19 protein-coding genes and 1 pseudogene are annotated in these 25,559 nt (G+C 65.7%); 10 read left to right on the plus strand and 10 right to left on the minus strand.

Annotation, left to right across the window (positions count from 1 at the left end; all coding sequences use genetic code 11):
* Positions 1 to 126: 126 nt before the first annotated feature.
* Positions 127 to 675, minus strand: coding sequence for a hypothetical protein (locus tag LuPra_RS12550; protein WP_157899083.1), 549 nt, complete (start codon positions 673 to 675; stop codon positions 127 to 129).
* Between the two features lie 185 nt (positions 676 to 860).
* On the opposite strand from LuPra_RS12550, the gene LuPra_RS12555 reads away from it, so the two are divergent.
* From LuPra_RS12555 to LuPra_RS33170, 6 genes and pseudogenes are all read left to right on the plus strand, one after another.
* Positions 861 to 1,451 (plus strand): ECF-type sigma factor, encoded by a 591-nt coding sequence (locus LuPra_RS12555; RefSeq protein WP_234800859.1) that lies wholly within the window; start codon positions 861 to 863, stop codon positions 1,449 to 1,451.
* A 21-nt stretch (positions 1,452 to 1,472) separates the two neighbouring features.
* Positions 1,473 to 2,000: pseudogene (locus LuPra_RS12560) on the plus strand (protein kinase domain-containing protein); the annotation flags it as partial.
* A gap of 67 nt (positions 2,001 to 2,067) precedes the next feature.
* On the plus strand, positions 2,068 to 2,199 hold the full coding sequence (locus LuPra_RS34435) for a hypothetical protein (RefSeq protein WP_418001401.1): 132 nt from the start codon (positions 2,068 to 2,070) through the stop codon (positions 2,197 to 2,199).
* A gap of 39 nt (positions 2,200 to 2,238) precedes the next feature.
* Complete coding sequence (locus LuPra_RS12565; RefSeq protein WP_157899084.1) at positions 2,239 to 4,341, plus strand: hypothetical protein; 2,103 nt, start codon at positions 2,239 to 2,241, stop codon at positions 4,339 to 4,341.
* 181 nt (positions 4,342 to 4,522) lie between these two features.
* On the plus strand, positions 4,523 to 5,986 hold the full coding sequence (locus LuPra_RS12570) for a toll/interleukin-1 receptor domain-containing protein (protein WP_110171065.1): 1,464 nt from the start codon (positions 4,523 to 4,525) through the stop codon (positions 5,984 to 5,986).
* Positions 5,979 to 8,633 carry an nSTAND1 domain-containing NTPase gene (locus LuPra_RS33170; RefSeq protein WP_234800860.1) on the plus strand — a complete coding sequence of 885 codons (2,655 nt, stop codon included), beginning with the start codon at positions 5,979 to 5,981 and terminating at the stop codon, positions 8,631 to 8,633. Before LuPra_RS12570 ends, LuPra_RS33170 begins: the two co-directional genes overlap by 8 nt.
* Positions 8,634 to 8,798: 165 nt before the next feature.
* Here the strand turns inward: LuPra_RS33170 and LuPra_RS12580 are convergent, their stop codons facing one another.
* From LuPra_RS12580 to LuPra_RS12590, 3 genes are all read right to left on the minus strand, one after another.
* Entirely contained in the window at positions 8,799 to 9,788 is a 990-nt protein-coding gene (locus LuPra_RS12580; protein WP_418001413.1) for a mannonate dehydratase, read from the minus strand.
* Between the two features lie 128 nt (positions 9,789 to 9,916).
* Positions 9,917 to 10,690, minus strand: coding sequence for a hypothetical protein (locus LuPra_RS12585; protein ID WP_110171067.1), 774 nt, complete (start codon positions 10,688 to 10,690; stop codon positions 9,917 to 9,919).
* 28 nt (positions 10,691 to 10,718) lie between these two features.
* On the minus strand, positions 10,719 to 11,018 hold the full coding sequence (locus LuPra_RS12590) for a hypothetical protein (RefSeq protein ID WP_110171068.1): 300 nt from the start codon (positions 11,016 to 11,018) through the stop codon (positions 10,719 to 10,721).
* Between LuPra_RS12590 and LuPra_RS12595 the strand changes: the two genes are divergently transcribed.
* Together LuPra_RS12595 and LuPra_RS12600 are read left to right on the plus strand one after the other, a co-directional pair.
* Positions 11,007 to 11,492, plus strand: coding sequence for a hypothetical protein (locus LuPra_RS12595; RefSeq protein WP_157899085.1), 486 nt, complete (start codon positions 11,007 to 11,009; stop codon positions 11,490 to 11,492). The two genes, LuPra_RS12590 and LuPra_RS12595, sit on opposite strands and share 12 nt — an antisense overlap.
* 623 nt (positions 11,493 to 12,115) lie before the next feature.
* The gene (locus LuPra_RS12600; protein ID WP_157899086.1) at positions 12,116 to 13,075 is read left to right on the plus strand and encodes a YncE family protein; all 960 of its coding nucleotides are present in this window, start codon (positions 12,116 to 12,118) and stop codon (positions 13,073 to 13,075) included.
* Between the two features lie 327 nt (positions 13,076 to 13,402).
* On the opposite strand, the gene LuPra_RS12605 is transcribed toward LuPra_RS12600, so the two are convergent.
* The 3 genes from LuPra_RS12605 to LuPra_RS12615 all read right to left on the minus strand — a co-directional run bounded on the left by LuPra_RS12605 (position 13,403) and on the right by LuPra_RS12615 (position 16,884).
* Positions 13,403 to 14,842: an amidohydrolase family protein gene (locus LuPra_RS12605; protein ID WP_110171071.1), complete on the minus strand. Its 1,440-nt coding sequence runs from the start codon at positions 14,840 to 14,842 to the stop codon at positions 13,403 to 13,405.
* A 22-nt stretch (positions 14,843 to 14,864) separates the two neighbouring features.
* Positions 14,865 to 15,839 carry an alpha/beta fold hydrolase gene (locus tag LuPra_RS12610; protein ID WP_110171072.1) on the minus strand — a complete coding sequence of 325 codons (975 nt, stop codon included), beginning with the start codon at positions 15,837 to 15,839 and terminating at the stop codon, positions 14,865 to 14,867.
* A 223-nt stretch (positions 15,840 to 16,062) separates the two neighbouring features.
* Complete coding sequence (locus tag LuPra_RS12615) at positions 16,063 to 16,884, minus strand: SDR family oxidoreductase (protein ID WP_110171073.1); 822 nt, start codon at positions 16,882 to 16,884, stop codon at positions 16,063 to 16,065.
* Between the two features lie 578 nt (positions 16,885 to 17,462).
* On the opposite strand from LuPra_RS12615, the gene LuPra_RS12625 reads away from it, so the two are divergent.
* Positions 17,463 to 20,021 (plus strand): M1 family metallopeptidase, encoded by a 2,559-nt coding sequence (locus LuPra_RS12625; RefSeq protein WP_257724527.1) that lies wholly within the window; start codon positions 17,463 to 17,465, stop codon positions 20,019 to 20,021.
* Between the two features lie 129 nt (positions 20,022 to 20,150).
* Here LuPra_RS12625 and LuPra_RS12630 read toward each other — a convergent pair whose 3' ends face one another.
* Both LuPra_RS12630 and LuPra_RS12635 read right to left on the minus strand, forming a co-directional pair.
* Positions 20,151 to 22,034, minus strand: coding sequence for a GMC oxidoreductase (locus tag LuPra_RS12630; RefSeq protein WP_110171076.1), 1,884 nt, complete (start codon positions 22,032 to 22,034; stop codon positions 20,151 to 20,153).
* A 404-nt stretch (positions 22,035 to 22,438) separates the two neighbouring features.
* Entirely contained in the window at positions 22,439 to 23,068 is a 630-nt protein-coding gene (locus LuPra_RS12635) for a PD40 domain-containing protein (protein WP_110171077.1), read from the minus strand.
* A 229-nt stretch (positions 23,069 to 23,297) separates the two neighbouring features.
* On the opposite strand from LuPra_RS12635, the gene LuPra_RS31835 reads away from it, so the two are divergent.
* Positions 23,298 to 23,435 (plus strand): hypothetical protein, encoded by a 138-nt coding sequence (locus LuPra_RS31835; protein ID WP_157899087.1) that lies wholly within the window; start codon positions 23,298 to 23,300, stop codon positions 23,433 to 23,435.
* Positions 23,436 to 23,710: 275 nt separating this feature from the next.
* On the opposite strand, the gene LuPra_RS12640 is transcribed toward LuPra_RS31835, so the two are convergent.
* Entirely contained in the window at positions 23,711 to 25,558 is a 1,848-nt protein-coding gene (locus LuPra_RS12640; RefSeq protein ID WP_162271367.1) for an outer membrane protein assembly factor BamB family protein, read from the minus strand.
* Position 25,559 lies beyond the last annotated feature (1 nt).

The following is a 25,559-nucleotide window of genomic DNA, read 5'->3' on the forward strand; positions in this document are numbered from 1 at the left end:
TCGAGCCAGGAACGCCTTCACGGATTCGAGATACAAGGCTGGATTCCTCGCCTGAAGGTTGTGGTTGGCATCGGGGAAGGGGCGCCACTCCTCGACTTGGCACCCCTTCTCCGCGCGGGCTGCCCGTCAGCGACTTGCGCCGCGGAACGTGATGGTCCCGTGGAACGAGCCGAACACGTCGTGCGCTTGGACGCCATCGATGACACTACTGGGTTCGAAGCGATGGAACAGCTCCACCGTGAAGATCCCCTCGGCTCCGGTGAGTCGGCCGGTGCCGCCCACGATGGTGTGTTTTTCGGTGACAAATAGGTACCCGCCGGGCAAATCCGAGACGTATGCGTGCCCGTCGACCGTCGTCTCGATGCTGTCGCCGTTGGCCGCGACCCAGCGAGCCGACCCTGCCGCGCCGAAGGTCACGAGATCGCCGGTGACTTCGCGGACCAATGAGAATCGCCCCAGCCGACTCCCAACGCCGGTCGCTGTCGTAGTGATCACCACCGATGTGGCGCCCTCGGGCACGACCTCATGGGTGTCCTGTCCCAGGAAGCTGCCCTTGAAGCAGCCGGGCGCCAGGCCTTCGCAGGAGGCCTGCGCCGCCGCTGGAGCGGCAATCGCCGCCGTCACCATCATCGCTGCGGCCGACACGTAGAGCTGGCATCTGGTTCTTGTTGTCATGTGCGTCACCTCGAGCCGGTGGCCGGGTGCCCAGTTGGAATCGCCCTGGCATTTCGCCGCGCCAAAAGCGCCGGTGGTGCCAAACGCGTTGTTTTTGGAGGACACTCTGACCGCCGGTTCTTCCTTTCACCGGTACAGGCGCAAACCCGCACCCAGAGCGGCCATGGCTCCAGGAGAGTTCCTTCGTGCCCGATCCTGACGACCGCCCAGCTATCGAGGAAGCCGCTGGAGACATCACCAATCTCCTGAGGGCGTGGAGCGGCGGCGATCACGGGGCGCTCGATCGGCTGGCGGAGCAGGTCTATCCCGAACTGCGCCGGATCGCTCGCCGGTACATGAAGAACGAACGCCAGGCCAACACCCTGCAGTCCACCGCGTTGATCCACGAGGTGTACCTGCGGCTCGTCGACGTGCGCAGGTTCGACTGTCGCGAGCGCGCACAGTTCTACGCGATGGCGGCGCAGATGATGCGGCGCATCCTGGTGGACGCGGCGCGCGCCCGTGCTGCGAAGAAGCGAGGCGGTTCGGCAGTCCGAGTGAACATCGACGACACGGCGGTGTTGTCGCCGTCGCCCGACCGGTCGATCCTCGCGCTGGACGAGGCGCTCACAGCCTTCTCCCGCCTTGCGCCGCGGCAGGCCATGGTCGTCGAACTGCGTTATTTCGGCGGCTTGACCGAGGAGGAGATTGTCGCGGCGCTCGACATCTCACCACGCACCGTCAGACGCGACTGGGATTTCGCCAAAGCCTGTCTGTCCCGCGAGCTGAACACGTAGAATCCGGTTCATTGCTGCCCCATGAGTTCGGACTGGTTCCGCCTTGTCGAAGCGCTCTATCACGCAGCGCATGAAGCACCGGCCGAGGAGCGGGCGGCGCTGCTGGCGCGAGCAGACCCCGAGTTGCGCCACCAGGTCGAGTCGCTTCTGTCGGATCGGACCGGCGCCGAGTTCCTGGATCGTCCGGTCCTCGAGCACGCCCGCGACCTGCTGGAAGGTCCGGTGCCCGTTACCCTGGATGTGGGAGCGCGCCTCGGTCCCTACTCCATCGACCACAAGCTCGGCGAAGGTGGCATGGGCGAAGTCTTCCGCGCGATCGACACACGATTGGGTCGCGCTGTCGCGATCAAGATCACCAGGGAGGAGTTCAGCGCGCGGTTCGAGCGGGAAGCGCGGGCGATTGCCGCGCTGAACCATCCGAACATCTGTACGGTCCACGATGTCGGCGCGAACTATCTGGTGATGGAGCTGGTGGAGGGGGAAACGCTGGCGGCACGGCTCAAACGTGGAGCGTTGCCGCTGCACACGACGCTCCCGTACGCCTCCCAGATTGTAGCCGCTGGCCGAGGCGCATGCCAAGGGCATCGTTCACCGCGATCTCAAACCGGGCAACATCATGATCGCCAGGTCCGGCATCAAGGTGCTGGATTTCGGGCTGGCGAAATCGGGAGGCGACGAGACGGTGAGCGCCAGCCGGCCGGTGATGGGCACACCCGGCTACATGGCACCCGAGCAGCGTGATCGCTAGTCGGCCGATGCGCGCGCCGACCTGTATGCATTCGGCTGCGTGCTGTATGAGATGTTGACCGGCGCGCGAGTCGCCCTCCAGCGCAGGCGCATGCCGTCCCGGAAGCTGGAGCAGATCGTCAGCCGATGCCTCGAAGAAGACCCCGCCCGACGATGGCAATCGGCTGCGGAGTTGCAGCATCAACTGGCGTCGATCGCGCCCAGCAGGCGTGCGACACGTGTCGCCGTCGCCTCCGCGGCGGTGCTGGCCCTGTCGGCAGCGGCCGCCTACGTCGTCCTTCACCGTGCCCCGAAACTCACCGACAGGGACACGATCGTGATCGCCGAATTCACCAACACGACCGGCGATCCCGTCTTCGACGACACGCTACGGCAGGGACTCGCGGTACAGCTCCAGCAATCGCCATTCCTCAGCCTGATCTCGGACGCCCGGATCCGGAAGACCATGGCATTGATGAATCTTCCAGGGGATGCCCGCCTGACATCCGACATCGCCCAGGGCGTCTGCGCTCGGACTGCAAGCGCCGCGATCCTGGAAGGATCCATCGCGAGTCTCGGCAGTCAGTACGTCCTCGGCCTGCGCGCGAAGAACTGCACGACCGGCGACGTCCTCGCCGACGAGCAGGCGCAGGCGGCGCGGAAGGAAGAAGTCCTGAGTGCGCTGAGTCACATTGCAGTCCGTTTTCGAACGCGAGTTGGAGAATCGCTCGCTACCATCGAGAAACACTCGACGCCGCTCGAGGAGGCGACAACCCCGTCCCTCGAGGCGCTGAAGGCCTACAGCGCCGCATGGAGAGGGCTCATTTCGGAAGGCCCGGTAAGGGCCCAGCCGCTCTTCCAGCGTGCGACCGAGATCGATCCCGATTTTGCGATGGCCCATGCGCAGGTTGGATTCGGCTACAGCATCGTGGGAGAGTCGGCCCTGGCGCGCCCGAGCACACGCAAGGCCTTCGAGCTGCGCAAGCGGGCCAGCGACGTCGAGCGCTTCTACATCGACACGCTGTACGACCGCGATTTCACCGGCAATCTGGAACGCGAGCGACGGACCCTGGAATCGTGGGCCGAGAGCTACCCGCGCGATGCACGTCCTCACGGATTGGTCGGCGGTCTTGCCCTGACGAGCACCGGTCAATACGAGCTGTCAATCGCCGAAGCCGACAAGGCCATCGCGCTGGATCCCGAACTGACGCCTGCGTACGTCAATAAGGCCCTCAATCAGGTCTTCCTGAATCGTATCGACGAGGCCCTGCTGACGGTTGGTCGCGCGGCGGAGCGCAAGCTGCAGGGCGGCGAGTGGCTTGCCGTGATTCCGTATTTCGTTGCCTACCTGAAAGGCGCCGACGGCGAACTCAGACGTTCGGCGGCGATCGCCAGGAAGAACCCCGCCGCGGAAGACATCATGTCGCACCTGGAAGCGCTGGCGATGGCTCGCTCCGGCCGCTTGCACGAGGCGCGGTCGATGGCCGCCATGCCGGTCGAGATCGCACAGCGGTCGGGTCGACGTGAACGGGCCGGCTTGTTCGCAGCGGCCACGGCCGTATGGGAAGCGTTTTACGGAAACGCGGCCGCCGCGCGGCACAGCGCCACCAGGGCGCTCGATCTCGGAAGGGGCCGCGAAGTGGACTATGCCGCTGCGTTCGCGCTGGCCCTCGCAGGTGATCTGCCGCAATCGCGAGCCCTGGCCGAGGATCTCGCGCGCCAGTTCCCCGAGGATACGTTTGTTCAATTCATGTACCTCCCGACGCTTCGGGCCCTGTTCGCATTGAGCACGCATGATTCGGCGGCGGCGATTCAAGCGCTGCAGACCGCCTCGCGCTACGACCTCGCACTGGGCGGCGTCGGCTTCACCGGACGCTTCGGCGGCCTGTACCCCGTCTACGTTCGCGGCCTGGCCTATCTTGCGGCGCAACAGCCCACGGCTGCAGCCGCGGAGTTCCGACGGATTCTCGATCACGGCAGCATCGTCCTCGTCGATCCGATGGACGCCATGGCGCGGCTGCAGCTGGCCAGAGCGCTCGTGCTCTCGGGCGAAACCGCGAAGGCGAAAAGCGCCTACGACGATCTCTTTACGCTGTGGAAAGACGCCGATCCCGGGATCCCGATGGTCAACGAAGCACGAGCGGAATACGCAAAACTACCGTGAGCCCGGACCGAGATAGGGCAGCCCAGACCACGTTTTTGCTGGTCGAGATCTCCGAGTCCTCGCTCATGCACCTGGCGGCGCCCAGCATTGGGCTCGATCGCGGTACACCGCTGTTGACGTTGACGGTTGAACGGGATACAAACAAGCCCATCCTCGTCCGTTCGGTCGGTGCCACGCGCCCATGTCCGAAGTGTTCATCAGTTACGCGCACGCCGATGACCTGCCATTCGCCGAAGACACTCCCGGCTGGGTCACTGCGCTTGCAGACAGGCTCGAGAAGTCGCTGATGATGCGCCGCGGCGGCAGCCGCGTCGCCGTGTGGATGGATCACCGTCTCGAGCCGGAGAAACAGGTCGATGGAGCATTGCGCGACCGCGTTCGACGTGCCGAGTGCTTCGTCGCCGTGCTCTCACCGCGCTACCTCGAATCGCCGTGGTGCAGAAAGGAGCTGGATGCCTTCATCGCGCATGCCGGCGAGCAGGGCGAGCGCGTGTTCCTCCTGGAAATGTCGCCAACGTCGCGGGAGGAGTGGCCGCGGGGGATCCGCAACCTCTCGGCGCGCAAGTTCTGGGCACAGGGGTTCGATGACCCGACGGCGATGCCGCTCGGCTGGCCCGTGGCCGATCCCGCGCAGGATCGCCCCTACTGGCGCGCGCTGAACGAGCTCTCGCACTTCGTGTCCGCCCGGCTTCAGGCAGCCGGCGCTGTCACCCGCGACGACGACGCGCGCTGTGTCTGGATCGCCGACCCCACCGACCATGTGCTCGAGTCGTGGGAGCGACTCGCAGGTGCGCTGCGCCAGCAGGGGTACACCGTCAGGCCCTCGGCGCCCGGCGAGTATCCCACGGCGCGGGAGGACGACTATCGCGCTGCTCTCGAGGCCGATCTCACGGCGGCCGACACGTTCGTCCAGCTGCTCGGACCGCATCCGGGACGCAGGCCGTCCTGGAGCGAATTGCCATACACGATGCTCCAGGCGGCCGCCGCGCGAGCCACGAGTACCAACCGCTCGCAGGCGTTTTCGTTGTGGCGATCGCCGGACGTCCAGCTCGGGACCATCACGAATCCCGAGTACGCGCAGCTGTTGACCGGCGCCGCCGCTGGCGGCCTCGAGGACTTCCAGAGGCACGTGCTGTCGCGACTGGCGCCCAAGCCGTTCGTCGACACCTTGAGCCGTCCCATCGCCGCCCCGGAAAGCGCCACGATGGGAGCGCTCTCGATCTGTGTGAGCGCGGACGGGCCGGACCGTGAGCTCGGGCAGCGGGTGCGCGACGTGCTTTTCACGCTGGGCGCCGATGTCAGCCTGACCCCGGAACCCGCGCCCGATCAGCCGCCAGCGCAGTGGCGGCAGGACTACGAGACGATCCTTGGCGCGAGTCACGGCGTCGTGATCATCTATGGCTCCACGCCGCCCAGCTGGGTGCAGGCACAGGTCCAGGCGGCGCGCAAACTGCTGGCGCGCACGAGACGCGGCGTGTGGGGCGCACTGCTCGATGGGCCGCCAGGCGGACAGCCCGATCACGGCGTGCGCAGCCACAACGTGGTCCTGCTCGACTGCCGCAACGGCGTCGCGCCGGAACCACTGAAACTTTTCCTCGATACGCTGCGGAGCGGCGGCACGGAAGCAAGCGCAGCCCATGCATGACACCGGGCGCCACGCCTCGCCTTATCCGGGGTTGCGGCCGTTTGCGTCGCACGAAGCCGATCTCTTCTTCGGCCGCGAGACGCATACAGATCGTCTCCTCGAGATTCTCAAGCGGGAGCACTTCCTGGCCATCGTCGGCCCTTCAGGTTCGGGCAAGAGCAGTCTCATGCGCGCGGGCCTGTTGCCCGCCCTGGAGATGGGTAACCTCGGATCGGGCACCGACTGGCGTATCGCTGTGCTGCGTCCCGGCAGTGAGCCGATGCGCAGCCTGGCGAGCGCGCTGCTTCGACCTGGCGTGTTCGGCGCCTCACTCGGATCGACGCCCTCTTCCGCCCCTGGCAGGACGACCGACCTCACGGCGATGGTCGAAGCGGAGTTGCGGCGCGGTCCGCTGGGCCTGCTGCACGCAAGCGCCGAGGCCCTCGCGCCGACGAACGCGGACGGCCCGCGCGCGAACCTGCTGGTCGTCGTCGATCAGTTCGAGGAAATCTTCACGTACGCAGAGGCTGACGAGGAACACGCCGACGACTCCGACCTGTTCGTGAACCTGCTGCTCGAGGCGCGCGCGGTCAGCGACGCACACATCTACGTCGTACTGACGATGCGCACGGACTTCCTCGGCAACTGCGTGCGCTTCCCCCTGTTGCCAGATGCAATCAACCGCGCCCAGTACCTCACGCCGCGGCTGACGCGTGCCGAGATGGAACTGGCCATCGAAGGACCGGCGCAGGTGTTCGGCGGCTCGGTGGATGTGGCGCTCATGACCGAGTTGATCAACGCCACCCGCACGAACTCCGATCAGCTGCCGGTGCTCCAGCATGCGCTCTCACGCATGTGGGCGATTGCGGCCGGACGCAACCCGCAGGCGCCACACGTCGGATGGGATGAGGCGCACGAGGTGGGCGGGCTCTCTGGCGCGCTCGATCAGCACGCGGAAGCCGTGCTGCGCGACGTGCTGGGCGTCATCGGCGAGGAACGCATCGGACTGGTCGAATCGCTCTTCGCGGCGATCACCGAACGGCGCGGCGCGGCCGACGGCGGGCAGGACGTGCGTCGCCCGCAGCGACTCGCGCGCATCGCACATGCCTGCGGATTGGGGGCGGACTGGCAGCCGCTCGTGCCCATCGTCGGTGCCTTTTCCGCGCCAGGCGTGAGCCTGTTACAACATGGACCCGAGCTGAACAGCCACAGCGTCATCGATCTCGCGCACGAGGCGCTGATGCGGCAGTGGCACCGGCTCGCGCGCTGGGTGGATGCCGAGGCTCGCCGGCGCAACGATTATCTGCGCTGGCGTGACCGTGCGCTCGAGCACGAGCACGAGCGCGCCGGCCTGCTCGAGGGCGTGACGCTTGCGCGCGCCGTCGAATGGCTGAAGGGCGACCCGAAGCTGGGTGACCGCGGGTGGCGGCCCACGGCCGCATGGGCCTCTCGATATTCACCGGTGGCGCCGGAGACCGAGTTCCAGCGGACGACGTCGTTCATCGAGCTGAGCACCGAGGCGCAGCAGGCTCGCGAAGAGCAAATGCGTGTTGCCGCCGAACAACAGCGCCGCGCCGTGATCCAGCGCGCGACGGCTGCCGAGGACTCGGCACGGCGGGCACGGCGGCAGTTGCTGGCGATGACGGCGTTCGCACTGCTGGTCGTGGCGCTCGCCTTCACGGCCACCTACTTTGCAGTGCGGGCACGTCGTTCCGCCGACCAGGCCGCCCAGGCCGAGGCACGTGCGCAGCTCGCCCAGGCGCAGGCAGAAGAGTCGGCGCGGCGGCTCGACGAGCAGCTGGCGCGACGCGAGACCGCATCTCCTGTCACGCCGACCGCTGGCGGCGCGGCCCCCGCGGCCGCGGCCACACCCAGCGACCCTCGCCCGGTTCCGCCGCCGCCTCCGCCATCGCCCACCGCCTCAAGGCCGGTACTGGTGCCGGACGCGACGACGGCTGCCGCGGCTCCCACGCCCGTGCCGGGCGTCGAAGCGGAGCCGGCGGGAGCAGCACCGCCGGGCGCAGTGGCGACCGCGCCACCAGGGACCGCTCCTGCGACGGACGTGACCAAGCCGCCCGGTCCACGCGCGGGCAACGAGTCCGCGGTCGCGCGCCTGACGCTCGCGGATCTCGAGAAGATCATGCCCGCGAGCACGGTGGCCTCACGGAGCGCATTCCTGGCCCCGCTGAACGACGCCATGGTGGAGTTCGACATCAACACGCAACTTCGCGTCGGGCATTTCCTCGGGCAGGTGTCGTTCGAGAGCGGCGACCTGCGCTATCTGCAGGAGCAATGGGGACCGACGTCGGCACAGCGGCGTTACGAGCCGCCTGCCGCACTCGCCAGCAGCCTTGGCAACACCGAGCCGGGCGACGGCAAGAAGTATCTCGGGCGCGGCATCTTCCAGATCGTCGGCCGGCGCAATTACACGCAGCTTGGTCAGTTGCTGAAGCTGAACCTCGTGGACAACCCGGAGCTCGCGGCGCGGCCGGACGTCGCGGCGCGAACCGCCGCCGCGTTCTGGGTGCAGCGTGGTCTCAGCAAGCTCGCGGATGCCGACGACGTCACCGGCATCACGCGACGGATCTCGGGCGGGATGCTCGGCCTCGAGACGCGCAGGCGCGCCGTCGATCGCGCCAAGGCGGTGCTGTTGCCGGCAGCGCCATGAGGGGGCGTTGGTGCACGGCTGCTGAGCCCTCCGGTCGGCAAACGGCGTGCGTCCGTTGGCGTGCAGGCGGCCCCCCGGGCATGATCGTGGAATGAAGTCGAGGGTTCACCCGATGTACAAGACGCGGTATCGGGTGAGCAATTGGCGGGCTGATACACGCCCCGCTCAACATCCCTCCGCATTCACAGCCGCAATCAGCGCCTTGATGTACCCGAACGCGAAGGCGAAGCCCTGCACCTGTCCGGTGTCGCCTTCGACGTGCGGCACGTGGTCGGGCATCATCATGCCGTCGTAGCCGACCTCCTTGTACACGCGCATGGCCTCGAGCATGTTCACGTCGCCGTCGTCGATGAACGTCTCGCGGAAGTTCAGGAAACCTCCCGCGATGTTCCTGAAGTGGACGCTGAAGATCTTCTTGCGCGTTCCGAAGTAACGGATGACGTCGAAGATCTCTTCGCCAGGTTTCTCCAGCATCTCGGACACCGTGCCCTGGCAGAAGTTCAGGCCGTGATACGGGCTTTCCTTGATGGAGACGAAGCGCTTCAGACCGTCCACCGACCCGAGTACGGTTTCGACGCCGCGCCAGCCCTTTCCGCGTGGCATCCCCGGGTCCTGCGGATGACAACCGATTCGCACCTTGTATTGCTCGGCGACGGGAACCACACGCTCGAGGAAGTAGGTGATCCGCTCCCAATAGAGATCCGCATTGACCGATCCGGCAATCGTCAGCGGTGGGTCCTGCGTGCCCTCGGCGTACACGAACGTGCTGTAGGTCGACGGTCCCCGGCCTCTGGCCGGCGTGGTTCGCGGAATGCCGATGAACGTCAGGTTGTATTTCGCCTGCATGATGCCGGCCCGCGCGGCATTGCGGATCATCTGGCAGATGTCGTCGATTTGCCGATCCCGATCGGGACCACCCAGGAGAACCGCGGGGCTCTCGGAACGCGAGATCTCGTACGAGCTCAGCGGCAGGGGCACCATGTCGAGCGAAATACCGAACGACTCGACGCGCTCCTTGAGCCGGCTCAGCGAATCCACGGTCCAGGCGTTATCGAGTTTCGGCGATGGCAGGCTGCTGCAGATGTTGTTCACACCGAAGCCGGCACAGGCACGCAGAATCGCATCCGTGTGTCCATGCTGGGTGCCAGCTTTCATGAGCGCCTTGCCGACCGACGGCGGACCCGCCGGACGTGAAGACGTCGCGATTTGAGCGCAGACGGTGGCTTCTGTCAGCGCAGTGGTACCGGCAGCGGTGGCGGTCAGGCGGACGAAATCACGTCGGTTCATGGCTGAATGCCCCATACATGGCCCGGCCTTCGGAAAGCGGCGCGGTGGTAAGAAATGTGCGTGCGGCGACGCCTGCGTGCGCCGTGCCGGCGCACATCGGCTACGCCCAACCAGTCGGCGCAGTGGTGCGCGACGCTGTCATCATTGAGGAACGGGCGGCCGTACACAAGATGGTCGCGAACATGCCGCACGGGCCGCTCGTCTCCGCGTACATCCGGCCAAGCCGAAACGTCACCCCTTGCATTGATCCCGGCAAGTGAGCCCGCCGTCCCGGTTCCGAGCGTTCCGAGCGTTCCTGGCACGTCGATGGTTGTGAAGACGCCCGACGAGAGGAGATACAGGCGCGTCGTTCCGTTCGCCCCGACATAAGGCCCGACGATGTCGCCACGCTCGTTGATGTCGAACGCGGTGGAGCGGACCGCGCCTGGGACGTTGATCGCCACGAAACCCTGGCGATTCAGAAAGTAGCCATGCTGCGGGATGCCGGGCGTATCGTTATATTGACCCACGATCTCTCCGCGGGCATTGATCCCGTTGGCGAAATCCAGGACGGTCCCCGGCAAGGCGATGTCGGAGAACGTGCCGCGTCGCCACAAGAACCCTCGACCCGCGCCGGATGAGTCGACATAGAACCCGACAATCTCTCCCTGGGGATTGATCCTCAAGGCGTTCGTCCCGATGGCGCCGGGGACATCGAAGGTCTCCACAAGCATCAGGCCGTTCTTTTCGGCCCATCCCTTCAGACACGCTCGAGCCGCGTCACGTGTCATGGACTCAGGATAGCGGGTCAGAATCAGCTCATTGCGCCGTGAAGATCGACTTCGCGAGGATCGCGTGAATGCCCTTGGTGGCGTCCACCGCCTGCGTCACTCGCAGGCTGGTGGCCAGCGAGCACAGCATGTAGGCATCCTCGCGCGAGAGCTTCTTCTCCGACATCAGAAACTCGACCAACTCGCGCACGGCAAGGCGCGAGGCTTCGTCGAGATCCTCGACCAGTGGGTGCCCCTCTTCGACGCGTGCGACGCGTGGGAACGTCGGGACGTGTCGTCCGTTGCGGCGGCAGCGGACACGATGCGCCGCAATATCATGTCCGACCAACGCACCGCTTCATATCGGTACTACCGCTTGGGCCTGTTGTACCTCGATCTCGGGATGACTCGACGCGCAGAAGAGGTGTTTGGCGTTCCTACCACGACGGACCGTCACCAGTTCCTGGCCAGGGCCGCGGCGGCACGAAACGACTGGCCACTTGTCCGTGAGCGGTTGATCGCGTTCTCGAGACACTTCGACCGGGCCCACCCCGCCACCGGCTCGTTGCTGGTCGAAGCGAACCTCCTGCCACAAGCGGGTCGCTTGAAGGCCACCTGGGACCGCAACCAGTATTGGCCGGAGTACGTCATCGCGCCCTTTCAGGCGGCGCTCCATGTGGCACATGGCAGACCGCGCGATGCGCGGCGCGTGCTCGATGCGGCGCTGCCGCAGCTGGCGGGCTCACACTTCGCGCGGAACTGGCGGCGCTTTATCGTCAACAAGGCAAGGTCGATTCAGCCGCGGCCATCGAGGTTGACTTGACCGAACGTCTTGCACTGGCCGATCGCGATCACGCCGTGCTTACCGCGCTCACTTCCGCGACGAAACGGTAACACAGCCCGGATTATTCACCAGGGCACTGACCTTGGGCGCTGAGGTGGCGCGAAGCGTGTCTCCGACGCTGGCGGACCCGTGTGAGGCGCAGTGGCGGGTGTGTGGCTCGAGGTTGCTCAGCGCCCCGGAACGTGGCACCCCTTGTCCTATAATCTCGGCAATCCGGATGGCTCTCCTGGCTGGCACTCGCCTCGGAATTTCCTTCAGCGGGAGCTCAGATGGCTGAAGCGGTCGGAAAGTGTCGACACCACGGACGGCGGATCGTCGCCAGCATCCTCGTCTCACTGAGCTGGCCTGCGGCGTCGTGCGCGAGTTCCTCGTCGCACATCAACGCGGCTGCGTGCGCGCAGCCTGCGTCGAGACCGGTGGCGATCATCGAGCTCCCCGGGAATCCATTCCAGGCCGTTCCCACATCCGACGGATGTCACGTGTTCGTTTCATTGGCCGGTCCGACCGAACCAAGCGACCCCCGCAGGCCGCCTCGGCCCGGTGCTCCGGTGGGCGGGGTCGCGGTGGTCAGCCGGGTGGGTGGTGAGCCTTTGCTGACCCGAATGCTTCAACTCGAGGGCAGTCCGTGGGGCATGGCGCTGACGCGCGACGATGGACTGCTGATCGTCGCCAGCGACGATCGCGTCGCCTTCATCGATTCCGCTCGCCTGATCGCCGGTTCCGCCGACGCCATCCTCGGTTACCTGCATGACGCTCCGACGGCTGGTCGCTTCTATGCGAACGTCACTCCGGACGATCGGTGGCTCTTTCTGAGTGACGAGTCCGCGCAGGCTATCAGTGTTGTGGACCTGGCCAAGGCGCGCGCATCGGGTTTCGACAACAGTGCTGTCATTGGACAGATCCCGACGGGCCGAGCACCCATCGCGCTGACCTTCTCAATGGATCATCGACACATGTACACCACGAGCCAGGTCGCGCCTGCGGTCTATGGGTGGCCAGCAGTGTGCAGCGCGCCCGGGTCTGAGGCGGCGCGACAGACAGCCAAGTACGCCGAGGGCGCCATCCTGGTGGTCGACGTGTCGCGCGCGACGCACGATCCCGCCAACGCGGTGGTCAGTGCGGCGCCGGCCGGATGCAACCCGGTTCGACTGGCGACGTCTGCCAGTGGGGACGTCGCCTATGTGAGCGCACGCACTGACAACGCGCTGCTCGCGTTCGATACGCGACGATTGTTGATCGACCCGAGTCACGCATTGATCGGACGAGTGCCAGTTGGTGATGCGCCTGTCGGGGTGGCCGTGCTTGACGGCGGAGCGCGGATTGCCGTGACCAACTCGAACCGCTTTGGCGGCAGCAGCGCGACCCAGAATCTGACCATCATCGATGCGCGGAAGATCACGAGTGGGGCGGCTGCCGTCCTGGGCACGGTGCCTGCTGGAGTATTTCCACGAGAGCTGCGGTTGACCAACGACGGGAAGACCCTGCTTCTGACCAACTTCGGCTCGAAGAATCTGGCCATGATTGATATGGCGCGTCTTCCACTCGCGCGGCGTGAAGAGTGAGAAGTGGCAGGAGTTTAGGCGGCGTCACGAGACAGGTACGTCGTCGGCGTATGGCAGACCTCCATCAACGGACAAGCGTTGGCCGGTGGCGACGACAATCGACGGGCGCCGCAGCGGGCGGCGGGGATGTTGGTACACGGCTCCTGAGCCCTCCGCTCGGCAGGCCGTCGAAGGTACATCCGATCGACAAGACGTCACGCGCCAACGCTGCGCGCCGCGCACGCCTGCAGGCGAACCGATCAGCGTCGCGCGCGACCTACTCGCCCCTCACTCTGGGCGTCTGACCGACCACTGGCCGTCGTTCCACGACGTTGGAAGACTCCTGTTCTACTGGTTCGGCGCCGAGGCTTCCAGGCGGCTCAGAATTTCGTCGAGTGCCTTCCGGTCCAGCAACCTGCCGTTCAGCATGACCGCCTGGATCTTCTGGGTATTGCGAATATCGGCCAACGGATCGGCGTCGAGCAACACCAGGTCCGCAACCTTGCCTCGTTCGACCGTGCCGAAGTCCTTTTCCCGTCCGAGGAACTGGGCCGGTGCGAGCGTCGCCGCCCGCAGCGCCTGCGCGGGCGTGTATCCCGCCTCCACGAACAACCTCAGCTCCTCGTGCAAGCTGATGCCAGGAATCAGTGAGGGGAAGGGGCCGTTGGCGTCCGTCCCCACCATCAACTTCAGCCCCGCGCGCCGCATCGGGGCGACGATCTCGATCGCCGTCCGGAGGTCGTTGTTACCGTCGACCAGGTCCTGCGCGCTCGGATTGATGAACCCGGGCGCGTTCTTCCACTCGCCGGTGAAGCTCCGCGGCATGTAGCGCATCCAGCCGGGGTATGGCACTGTGCCGTCGGCCAGGTACTGCCATGCCAGGCCTTGCACGAGCGTGGGCACCAGCCAGGTATCGTTGGCGCGGAACTTCGCGAAGAGTGGTTGCGCCGTCTGCTCGTCGAACTTCGCCCTGGCTCGACGCCGCAGGTTCTGGATCATGAAGCCGACGCCCGGATCCGGCGTCGCCGCTCTGTTCGCCTTCCGCAACTCCGCCGCGTCGGGCGACGAGGACATGTGCACGCCGGTGTTGTGCTCGATGCTCCGCAACCCGGCGTCGGATGCCTCTTCGGGTGTGCCAGGCGCGTGGCCCACGAGCGGAAGATCCTGGCGCCTGGCTTCGTCGGCAATCGCGAGCAGCAGCTCTCGCGACAGGCCGCCGTGTACCTTGATGAAGTCCACACCCATCGACTTGCGCGCGACGACGGCAGCGCGGGCCTCGGCCGGCGTGGCGACGATGCATTGCGGAGGGAACCGCCCTTCCCCCACCGGCCCGGCAATCAGCGGCCCGGCGACGGCAATCAGCCGCGGCCCGATCAGCGTGCCTGCGGCCAGCCTCTGGCGGTGCGCCTCGATCTCCACCATCGGCACGGCGGTGTTCATGTCGCGGACTGCTGTCACTCCAGCGACGGCGTACAGCGGGAAGAACGCGTCGCGGCCGTGCCTGAAGATATGCGCGTGCATGTCCCACAGCCCCGGGATCATGTACTGGCGCGTGGCGTCGACCACTCGCGCACCCGGCGGGATGCGCACGTCGCCCGTACTGCCGATCTCGCTGATCCGATCGCCGGTCACGACGACGGTCGTGTCGCGTTGCGTGGCGGTCCCGCCGGGATCCACGACGGCCACATGCGTAAAGGCCACGACCTCCGGTGCGGGTTGGAGACGAGCGCCCAAGGTCGACGAGAACAGCGCGGTGGCGAGCAGCGAGATCCGGAACGGCTTGGTCATACGTGCTCCTGGTGTCGGCCGACTATTTCACGACCTCCGCGTCCTTCGGATACTCGCCGCGAAGAAACGTGTCCGCGGCCGCGACGAACTCGTCGGGCTTTTCCGCCCAGAATTCGTGGCCAGCGTCGGGGATCAAGAGGAGCCGTGCATGAGGAAGCGCGGAGACCCATTCGCGGGTGGAATTCAGCGGCACGTTCGTTTTCGCTCCTTCGAAGACGAGCGCGGGCATCGTCAGGCGCGTCAACAGCGGCCGGAAATCCCAATCACCGAGCGAGGCCATCCCTGCGCGAGCGACGTTCGGACGATTGCGAATCGCTGCCGGCGGCATCTGCTTGCAACGATCGGCGACTCGGGCAACGTGGCGCTGGTCCACGAGGTACGCGCTCATACCTATGCTGAGCTGTTCCCGGCACAGCGCGAGTACGTCGTCATCGCTGGCGGTCGGTATCCTCCTGGCGACTTCGTCCCGACGCACGATCATCGACCTTCCGAGGACGGCATCGATCTTCTCCCGGCGCTCTGGGCCGAACGGGAATCGGGCGACGGGCATGGGGCTGACCAGCAACAAGCGAGAGACTCTTGCCGGATGCTCCGCGGTGTACAGCGCCGCCAGGCCGGATCCCCATGAAATGCCCAGCAGCGACACCTGCTCCAGCCGAAAGTACTGGCGCAAGGCCTCGAGGTCGCGAACGTGATGATTCGCTGTGAGCAGTGTGGGATCCGACACCAGATCCGACCGGCCTCCGCCCCGTTGATCGTAGAAGATCAGCGTTCGCCCCTTCGCGAGTGGCGCCATCTCCTCACCGTTGTTCGTCGTGCCGCCAGGGCCGCCGTGAAGCATCACGACGACATCCTTGCCGGTGCCGAGCTTGCGGTAGAACAGGCGCACATCATCAGCGCCAGTGAAGTGCCCATCTTCCTGCGCGTCAGGGTAGCGCTGAGCTGCCAGTGGCCACGCTGCAAGTACAACGAGGAATGTCGTGAGCAGACGGTGCATGAGTCCTCCCGATCTGATCAGCGTCGGAGAAAATATCAGCCGCACCCACAATGGGGGACGCAGCCCAGGATTCCGCCGAACGCCGGCTTCTTGAACCGAGTGTAGCCCCAGATAGATAGGCGGAAGTCGATGGAAAACAGGGGCACTAGCCGTCCAGCGATGCGCCGCGTATGAGCGAGCCTACGCTGGTCGCCATCGGCCAGCGTCCGTCGCGTCGCGCACGCTATCGGAGGTGCACCCTGTTGGCTGTGATCAGTCGTGCCTCTTCTGACACCAGGTAGGTGATGACGCGCGCGACATCATCGGGAGTCGCGATGTGAAGCAAGTCCGGGCGTTCGCCGACGTGGCGGCGCACCGCATCGGTCACCCATCCCGTATCGGTCACGGGTGGATGGACGATGTTGGCCGTGATCCCCAGTGCCGCCAGTTCGAAGGCAGCAGACATGGTGTAGTTCTCCAGGGCGGCCTTCGCCGCTCCGTAGGAGACCTCGCCTGGAAAGCCAGTAGGCGCGCCGGAGGTCAGTCCGAGGATCCGGCCCCAGGTGGCCCCTCTCGCCACGTGTCGGCGAGCAAACTCGGCAATCAGCAGGGCCGCCGCACGTGTGTCCACGGCGAATTGTTGGTCGATTGTCGCGGCGGAGACCCTTTCATGTTCGTGACCGAACCTGCGCTCGCGCGTTGGTAGAAACGTATCGGCGATCCACCCGGTGGCATTGTTGATGAGGATGTCGACCTGGCCGAACGCAGTCTCAGCCGCATCGAACAGGGTCGTGGCCACGCCCGTGTCGGCCAGGTCGGCCTCAATCGCGATGGCTCGGCCGCCTTGGCGTTCGATGACGGACAATACTTCCGCCGCGCCCGTCGCGCGGTTGCGGCGATAGGTCTCCGGAACCTCCGGCTCGCCGCTATCGGGAATGCGCAAGTACGAGACGACCACGGCCGCGCCGCATGAGGCAAGAGCACGGGCTGTCGCCGCGCCGATGCCATGGTTCGCTCCCGTGACGAGTGCCACGTGTCCATGCAAGTCGAAGGGAAGTGGGTCCATCGCGTTTCCGCTTGCCTACATCTCCGGGCCGTTGTCAACGCGGCATGCGGCTGTCCCCATCATGCGCGGTTGTTTCCCAGCGTGCGTCTTCGCATCCCCTGGTACAGATGGGCTCGCTGTGGCTCATAGAAGTCAACGCTCTCCTATTGGCGCGCTCAGCTACAGCGGGACATCGGAGTGCGGCGGTAGGCCGCATTACCTGCTACCACCACCGAAAGCCCCGCGTCCGGCGGGGGGCGCCCGTCGTCGCCGCCACCGTGACGCTGCAGGGCAGGACGGTTGTCACCAGCGTCACCGTTTACTACGGCTTCGATTCCAACATGACCGCGGGTCTCTTCCAAGTCAAGGTGACGCACCCCAACTACGTCGACTACGAACGCACCGCCGAGGCCAACCGTGCTGTGCACAAGTACATTTCGTACATCGCAGCGCGAGTTGTCGTCACTCGACAGCACAGGTCTGACAGTGTGGGCGAAGAGGATGGGCCGCGGCAGAACACGGCGGACGGGGCACGGGTGCGGCTCCCCAGACACGGATGGGCGGGCAGATGTTAGTGTGGCGGCATGCGTCCTTCGCTCATGGCTATTTGCCTTTGCCTGGCTTCTGCGCCGGCGGTTGCGCAGCGACTGCCCAGCACGGTTACGCCCCTGCACTATTCCCTGTGGTTGGCGCCAGACCTCGAACGCGAGACGTTCCGCGGCCGCGAGTCGATTGACGTCACACTGGCCGCGCCCTCCACGTCGATCACACTCCATGCGGCCGAGATCACGTTTGGCGACGTCACGATCGAAGACGGCGGCGGATCGCAACCGGCGAGCGTGAGCCTCAACGCGACCGCCGAGACCGCCACGCTCACTGTGCCGCGCGCGATCGCCGGAGGGACCGCGACGATTCGTCTCACCTATACCGGCATCCTCAACGACAAGCTGCGAGGGTTCTATCTGAGCACGGCCAACGGCCGCAGGTACGCGGTAAGCCAGATGGAGGCCACCGACGCGCGCCGCGCGTTCCCTTCATTCGACGAGCCCGCCTACAAGGCAACCTTCGACATCTCGCTGATGATCGATGGCGCCGACACCGCGATCTCAAACGGCCGCCAGGTGTCGGACTCGCCGGGGCCCGAACCAGGCAAGCACACGATCGTGTTCGCGCCAACGCCGAAGATGTCCACCTACCTCGTCGCGCTGCTCGTGGGGGATTTCATCTGTCGTGCCGGGGCCGCGGGCGCCACGCCGATTCGCATCTGTGCCACGCCCGACAAGGAAGGCCTCACCGCCTTTGCGCTGTCGGCGGCCGAACAGCAAGTGGCGTTCTTCAACAGGTACTTCGGCATCCCATATCCCTACGCGAAGCTGGACATCATCGGTGTGCCAGACTTCGCGGCCGGCGCCATGGAGAACGCCGGCGCGATCACCTTCCGCGAGCAGTTGCTGCTGGCCGCCGAGGCGACGGCGTCAGTCGATGTGCGCAGGGCGGTGGCGTCGGTGATTTCGCACGAGATCGCGCATCAGTGGTTCGGGAATCTCGTGACGATGCAATGGTGGGACGACATCTGGCTGAACGAAGGGTTCGCGACGTGGGCGGCGAACAAGCCCCTGGCGGCGTGGAAGCCAGAGTGGCAGATGGATGTCAAGGCCGCCGCGGAAACGCAGATCGCGCTGAACCTGGATGCGCTCCGCACAACGCGCGCCATCCATACGCAGGTGGAGACTCCCGCGCAGATCAACGAGGTATTCGACCCCATCGCCTACGAGAAGACCGCTGGCGTGCTTGGCATGATCGAGGCCTACGTGGGGCCGGAGGCGTTCCGGAAGGGTGTGTCGTCATACCTCGCGAAGTATGCGCTCGGCAACGCCACTGGCGACCAGTTCTGGAGCGAGATGACGCGCGTCACAGGCAAGCCCGTCAACCGCATCATGAAGAGTTTCGTGGACCAGCCTGGCGCGCCGGTCCTGTCCGTGCAGGCACGCTGCGAAGGCCGTAACACGGAGGTCTTACTGAGACAGGAACGCTTAGTGGTCGAAGGCGGGGCGGCGGCCGCGCAGACGTGGACGTTGCCCGTCTGCGTCAAGACGGCGTCCGGATCCGCGACCTGCACGATGGTCACCGCACGCGAGCAGACCATTCGCGCTGCAGGGTGCGGCGCGGCTATGGTCAACGCCGATGCGCACGGCTACTACTACACCGAGTATGAGCCGGCAGTTGTAGCGGCGCTGGCCAGCCGCACACCGTCATTGACGGCTGCCGAACGTCTCAGCCTGCTGGGCGACGAGTGGCGGATGGTGCAGTCAGGGAGGCACGACGTCGGCACGTATCTCGATCTGGTCGCCGCGCTCGCGCGCGACGAGACATCGGCCGTGGTCGCCGAGATGGCGAACCGCCTCGGCGAAGTCGGCAGTGACATCGCCAGTGCGAGCCAGCGCGCCGCATGGCAAACCTGGGTACACGCCACCTTTCGCCCCACGCTCGACGCGATGGGATTGACCAACGGTCTTGGCGATAGCGACGACACCAACAGCCGCCGCGGCACGCTGCTGACGCTGTTGAGCAGCGACGCAGCAGTCCAGACGCGCGCTCGCGATCTGGCGCTCGCCTACATGGCTCGACCCGCGTCGCTCTCCCCGACGCTGGTGGCGCCGGTGCTGAAGGTCGCGGTGTCGGACGGAGACGCGGCGCTTTACGAGCAATTCGTCGCGCGCATGACCGCGTCGTCGGCGGCGCCGGAAGAGTACTACCGCTACTTCTACACCCTCGCGTCGTTCCGCGATCCGGCGCTGATCACGCGCACGCAGCAGTCCTCCATCTCGCCCGACGTGCGGTCGCAAGATGCGGGGATGCTCTTGCACCAACTTCTGAGTTTGTCCGCGACACAAGATTCGACGTGGGCCTTCGTGAAAGCGGAATGGCCGGCGATCACCGCCAAGCTCGGCACCTTCCAAGGCGTTCCCGCCATCGTCCACGGGCTCGGCGCGTTTTGTTCGGCGGAACGCGCCGCCGAGATCAAGGCGTTCTTCGATGCGCACCCGGTGCCCGAAGCCGCACGGCTGTTGCAGCAGTCGCTCGAGCGGATCGCGACCTGCACGGCGGTGAAGGCGCGGCAGGCGCCGGCGTTTGGGCGGTGGCTGCAAGATCGGTAAGCGACGTGCAATGTCTGTTCACCGGATCGATTGGGCGACGCTCCCCAGTCGGTGACGGGGGGCTGCGAGTCCAGGTGTGAGCCGCGCACCAACGCCGCTGCACGCGATGCAGCGTGTCACGTCGAGTCGTCAGATCCGCGCTCGCAGGTGGTCGGCCAGTCTGAGCGACAGGGCAACCAGCGTGAGGGACGGATTCGCGGCTGGGATGAAGGGCCAGACGGCGGGATCAGCGCAGTACAGATTGTCGTACGCTTCGAACTTGAGGTTCGTATCGACGACCCCGCTGGCGTTGCCGCTCATCCGCATCGTGCCGCCGGCGTGGTGCACGGTTCCTTCATTGCCGTAGCCCATTCCTTCGTTGGCGGTGAAGGGGATGCCGAGCGAGTCCAGGATCGTGTTGCGTGTCGCGCGGGCGGCGTCGAAGTGCGCGACTCCAGCCTGATTGCGCCGGACGTTCACGGACAGTTTCCTGCCGACACCTGGTGAAGATAGCCGGTTCGCGTTATCAAGCAAGCTCGCGAACGAGAACGTCATCTTGATCTTCGAGGGATCCGGCACGGGAACCAGATCGTCGTCCGAGTTGCGCACCTGCCACAGTTCGGGATTGACCACCAGTTCAACGTTGAACGGATGATCCTGGAAGGTCGCCGTCTTCTTGAACAGAAAGACTTTCGCATGTCGCTTCGAGCCGCCGAAGGGACTGCCATTCGGGATGGTGTACAGCGCCGAGAAGAACGCCGGGTGATCTGTCAGGCCAACACCCAGCAGGCCGTTGGGATTGCTCAGACTGCTGTTCAGGGCGATTCGGGCACTCTCCAACGAACCGGCGGCGAGCACGATAAACTTGCCGCGATATCGGCGCGTGGTGTTGCCGAGCAGATCCTCGCACACGACGTCGGTGGCCCTTGTGCCTTCCGTGGCGATGCGAGTCACCAGATGGCCGAGATTGATCGTCAGGTTGTTTCGCCCTGCCGCTTCCGCATACCCCATCGAACTGAGTAGCAAATCGGCGGTGGAAAACATGCCGGTCGAATCTTGAACGACGCTCTCAAGCTCCCCGGCTTCATTGAGGAACGGCTGGTGCCCTGAGCGAGGAAGATCCTCGACATGCCATTCTGGCAAATCGGCCTTCAGTTGGGCGACGACCTGATCCTGAAATGGCCCGAGACGCTTCGTCTTTCGCAGCAGCTGTTCCGCCGGCTCATAGCCGCCTTGTGTCAGGAAGTTCCGGACTGGGTCTGGCCAGAACGACAGTTCCCAATCGTGCATCCTGGGAATCAGCCCGGACCAGTAGACGGATCGTCCACCGAAACTCAGGTGAACGCCCGGAAGGAAATCGGAACCAGGTTCGTTCACGAAGTGGCCTACCCTGTGATGGTTGGCCGTCCGCGACCAGTCGCCGGGTAGGTTCGTCATGTGCGTCGGCAGAGTCAGGCCACCTGCTTCGAGCACCAGTGTCTTGATGCCGGCGTCGGACAGGGCGTCAGCCAGCGAGCCACCTCCCATGCCAGAGCCGATGATGATCACGTCGTAGAAGATGTCTTCGCGAGTGTTGCGGGGAACGCCGTCCTGAGCGAGCTTCGTACGGTCGATTTGGAAATTGTCGTAGCCGTGCTGGAACCGACTCGTTGCGGAGGGGAATTGGACCGTACTCTCGTCGAATGAATGATCGACGTTCGTGGCGACGTTCAGATCGGCGCCCTGCATCCAGTGCTCGCAATCGAGCATGAACTTGAAGGCCATCGCCGGCGGGAGGCTGGGAATTTCGAAGAAGAACTCCCACGCGCCGTCCCGGTACGCGCCGAACGTGTCGTTTGCCCAACCCTCGCTGCTGCTGCGAATTGTAACAACGTGGTTGGGAGCGTATCGCGAGGTCTCGAACCGAATCTTCCGCAGTGGCTGTGGGGCCGCTACGAAGGCACGAACAATGGGCCGCGCCAGGTCTGGCGCGGGCCGCGCACCTATAAACGTGTCGCCGCTACCACTGCGATAGTTGAAGTCGTAGTCCGGCATGGCGGGCTTCCTTCCGAGTCTACTGTGGTGGCGTTCTACGTGGACGAACACAATCGCGTGCTGCCGCATTCGGGCCGGCACGGAGCGCACGACCCAGCTCCGGCTCGCGCTCGCTCTGCTCCACAGTTCCGGGTTCAGGCTCGCACGAGAGCGCCTGCCGGGCGGTGGGGCCAAGTCGCGCATCCTGCGCGCGGTCGATCGGGCCCGCGAGTACATCCCATGGCGAGGCGTCCTGCGGTTCCTTCAGGTGTCGCCGAGTCGGCTTCAGGCCTGGCGGCGACGGACCGCCCTCGGCGTTTCGCGGACAGACGCCGGACGAGATGTACTGGCCTTCGAGGAGGACGGTCTGCCGGGAGTGCGTCGCCGTTGCCGACGGGGCAGGGAGCCCGGCTCGTCGTCATGAATTACCGTTTCGTCCGCCTCGTCACCCAGATATCTTGACCTCCTACGCCGCCGGGACGAGCCGAGCCGAAGTACAGCGTCTCCCGGTCTGATGCGATGTAGGGTTGGAAGTCCCCCGCGACAGAATTCACGATCGCTCCCAGGTTCGTCGGCGCTGACCAGGCATCGAGGATCGTGGCGCGCGTCGACGCCCACAGGTCGACGGCTCCAAATCCGCCAGGCCGATCCGAGAAGAAGAACATCTCCAGCCCGTCGAACCTGATCGATGGACCGGGGCGATCGCTCGAGAAGAACAGCCAGTGCTCATCGCGTGACAGCGCGGCGACAGCCTCGATGAACAGGGTATTCACGGTCGTCCCGATGTTGGCCGGTGGGCCCCACGGCTCATCCTCGCCAGCGCGTTGCGACACCCAAATGTCTGTCGAGCCCTGCCCGCCGGGGCGCTCGGAATGGAAGTACAGACTCAATCCCTCTTTGGATACTGCGGGACCGGCATCGGCAAAGGTCGAATTGACAGGAGCCCCGAGGTTGACCGGTGCGGTCCATGCCGAGTACTTGGGCGCGGCAGTCGGATATGACGATGCGATGGCGAGCAGCGCGGTCGCAGTCAGCGCAGTTCTGAGCAAAGCCATGAAGGGGACGATAGCACTGTCTGAAGATTTCCCTCACACCGCAGGTTCGATGGCTTCGAGTGTGACGTTTTAGCCAGGGCGCTCGAGCTCTGAACGCCTAGCCTTCAGCGCCGAGCAGCGCTTCTCCACCTGCGTTCACGAAGTCCGCGCGGGCTTGGAGGTGGCGATGTTCCGCATTCTCCAGAATGGCGTTGAAGTCCTGACGCTTGCGTAGTGGGTCGAGCCACGTGTGGCGCCTGAACGTTTCGTAGGGATAGAAACCCCGGCCCACGGCCTCCGCCAGGATTTCGACGGCGCGATCGAGGTCCCCGGCGTGCGCCAGCTTGATGGTTTGGTAGAACAGGCCTTCGGGATCGCGAAAGCCTGATGCGATCGGCGGCCGGCCGGAATGTTCGCGATAACTTCAACGAGCGAGCATTCCGGCCTCACAAGGGCGTTGGTGCACGGCTCTTGGCGCTCCGCTCGTCCGACAGCGTGTGTCCGGTGGCGTGCCGGCGGCCTCCGCGTCATGGTGATGGCGTGCCAGCCAAAGCTGACGAGCAAGGAGGCCCGACTTCGCCAAGCTACGTCGGTCGACCGCCCCTGCGTGATCGTCGCGCATACGGGGGCCGGGTGAACGGCCAAGTCTCGGAAGCGGCAGGTTCATTCGGGCGCGAAGGCCAGCAGCACGTTGCCGGCTATCCCGCCAAAACGCGGATAGCCGGAGGTCACCAGCACCATCCCGTTCACGACGATGGGCCCTGCACCATCGATGGCGCCGCCACTGCCTTTCACGCCGTTCACGGTTTGATAGTCGCGGACGGAATCGAAGTCCCAGAGCATCTTGCCGTCGATTGCCGAGTACGCCCGCAGGTGCCCGTCCAACGATCCAGCGAACACGGCACCGGGAATCGCCGTCACTGCCGCCGACTGCGCGGGGCTGCAGTTCGCGCGCCCGGCGCACGGCGGTGGCTCGGCGTGCCACTCGACGCTGCCATCGGAGATGCGCAGCGCGGTCACTCCGCCGCCGGCGCTCGGATCGAGCACGCGCGCCGTTGCAGTGCGCGTCACGGCGGCGTCCGACGTCGCCGCATACACGCGCGTGCCATCACTGGCCATGCCCCATTGCACGCCGCCGTTGATTCCGCCCTTGGCGACGCGCGACTGCCACACGACTGTCCCGCTGTTGTCCGGGTCGAACGCCCAGACGATTCCGGCTTTCTGTCCGGCCAGGAGCAGTTCGCGCCCACCGGTCGTCGTCACCAGGATCGCCGGCGAGCCGAAGTCGTAGTCCGGTCCGTTGCCTTCCGGACAGCCTGCGGCTTTGGGCGTCAGCGAGCACGCCGAGTTGTAGACGTCGTTCGGCAGCGCCTGCCGCGACCAGACGATGTTGCCGGTGTCGAGATCGAGCGCGACAATCGCGTCGCTCATCGCGGTGGCCGGCAGCGAATAGTTGTTCCCTGTCGTGACGTAGAGCCGTCGCCGCTTCAGGTCGAGCGTGACCGCGCCCCAGATGGCGACGCCGGATGGCCCGAACGTCTCCGCACCCGTGGGGGGCTTCCCGGTGTGCATCGCCGCGTCGGGAATCATGTAGCGTTTCCACGCCAGGCCGCCGTCGCGCAACCGCAGCGCGACGACGCTGCCGCGGAACGTGCAGCACGGGTAGTCTGCGTTCAACGCACGCGATTCTTCCCACGAGGCAACCGGCACGAAGATCAATCCTTCATGGAGGACCGGCGCAGCGCTGAGACGAACGGCTTCATGCGCTTCGGGCCGCACGCGCCAGACCTGTTGCCCGGTGGCGGCGTCGAGCGCGTAAAGCCACCCGGTGAGATCGCCGAACACCAGCAGGTGGCGTCCCTCGAACGGCGTGGCGACGATCGCCGAGCGGATCGGGCCGTTGGCCTGGAACGTCCACTGCAGGCATCCGGTGTCGGCGCGCATCGCGTGCACGACGCCGCTGGCGCTACCGATGAAGATCTGATTGCCGATCACCGTCGGCTCGGCAAACGCCGCGATGTCCCCTTCGAAACCGAACGCCCATTTCAGCTTCAGGCGCGAGACCTGCTCGATTGTCAGCCGGGCGCGAACGCCGGGAACGAAGCGCGTGTTGTCTCGCTCGGGACTCCATCCATTCCACGAGGGCACCGTCATGTCGCCGAGCGTCACGCGGCGATCGGCGCAGTACGCCTGCGGCCGCGGACCGGGCTCGCCGCCGGGCTTGCCGAGGTAGGCCGCAATGGCCTCGCGCTCGTCACGCCGCAGCGCGAAGGCAATCGTCATCATGGCGCCGAAGTCGAGCGTCCGCATGATGCGCGTCGAGGTCATCGCCCGCAGGGTGGCCTTCGAGGGCGTACGGCCGTCCGCGTTGTCGTGGCAGGCGGCGCAACGCGTCTTGTAGAGCGCTTCACCGGATGGCGGTCTCGATGCACTCTGCGCCGCTGCGGCAGAGGGAAGCATCGCGAGTGCGAGGACGCACGCCAGACGGCCTGCGCGCGATCGGCGGTCCATT

The organism is Luteitalea pratensis, from assembly GCF_001618865.1.
GTDB classification, from domain to species: Bacteria; Acidobacteriota; Vicinamibacteria; order Vicinamibacterales; family Vicinamibacteraceae; genus Luteitalea; species Luteitalea pratensis.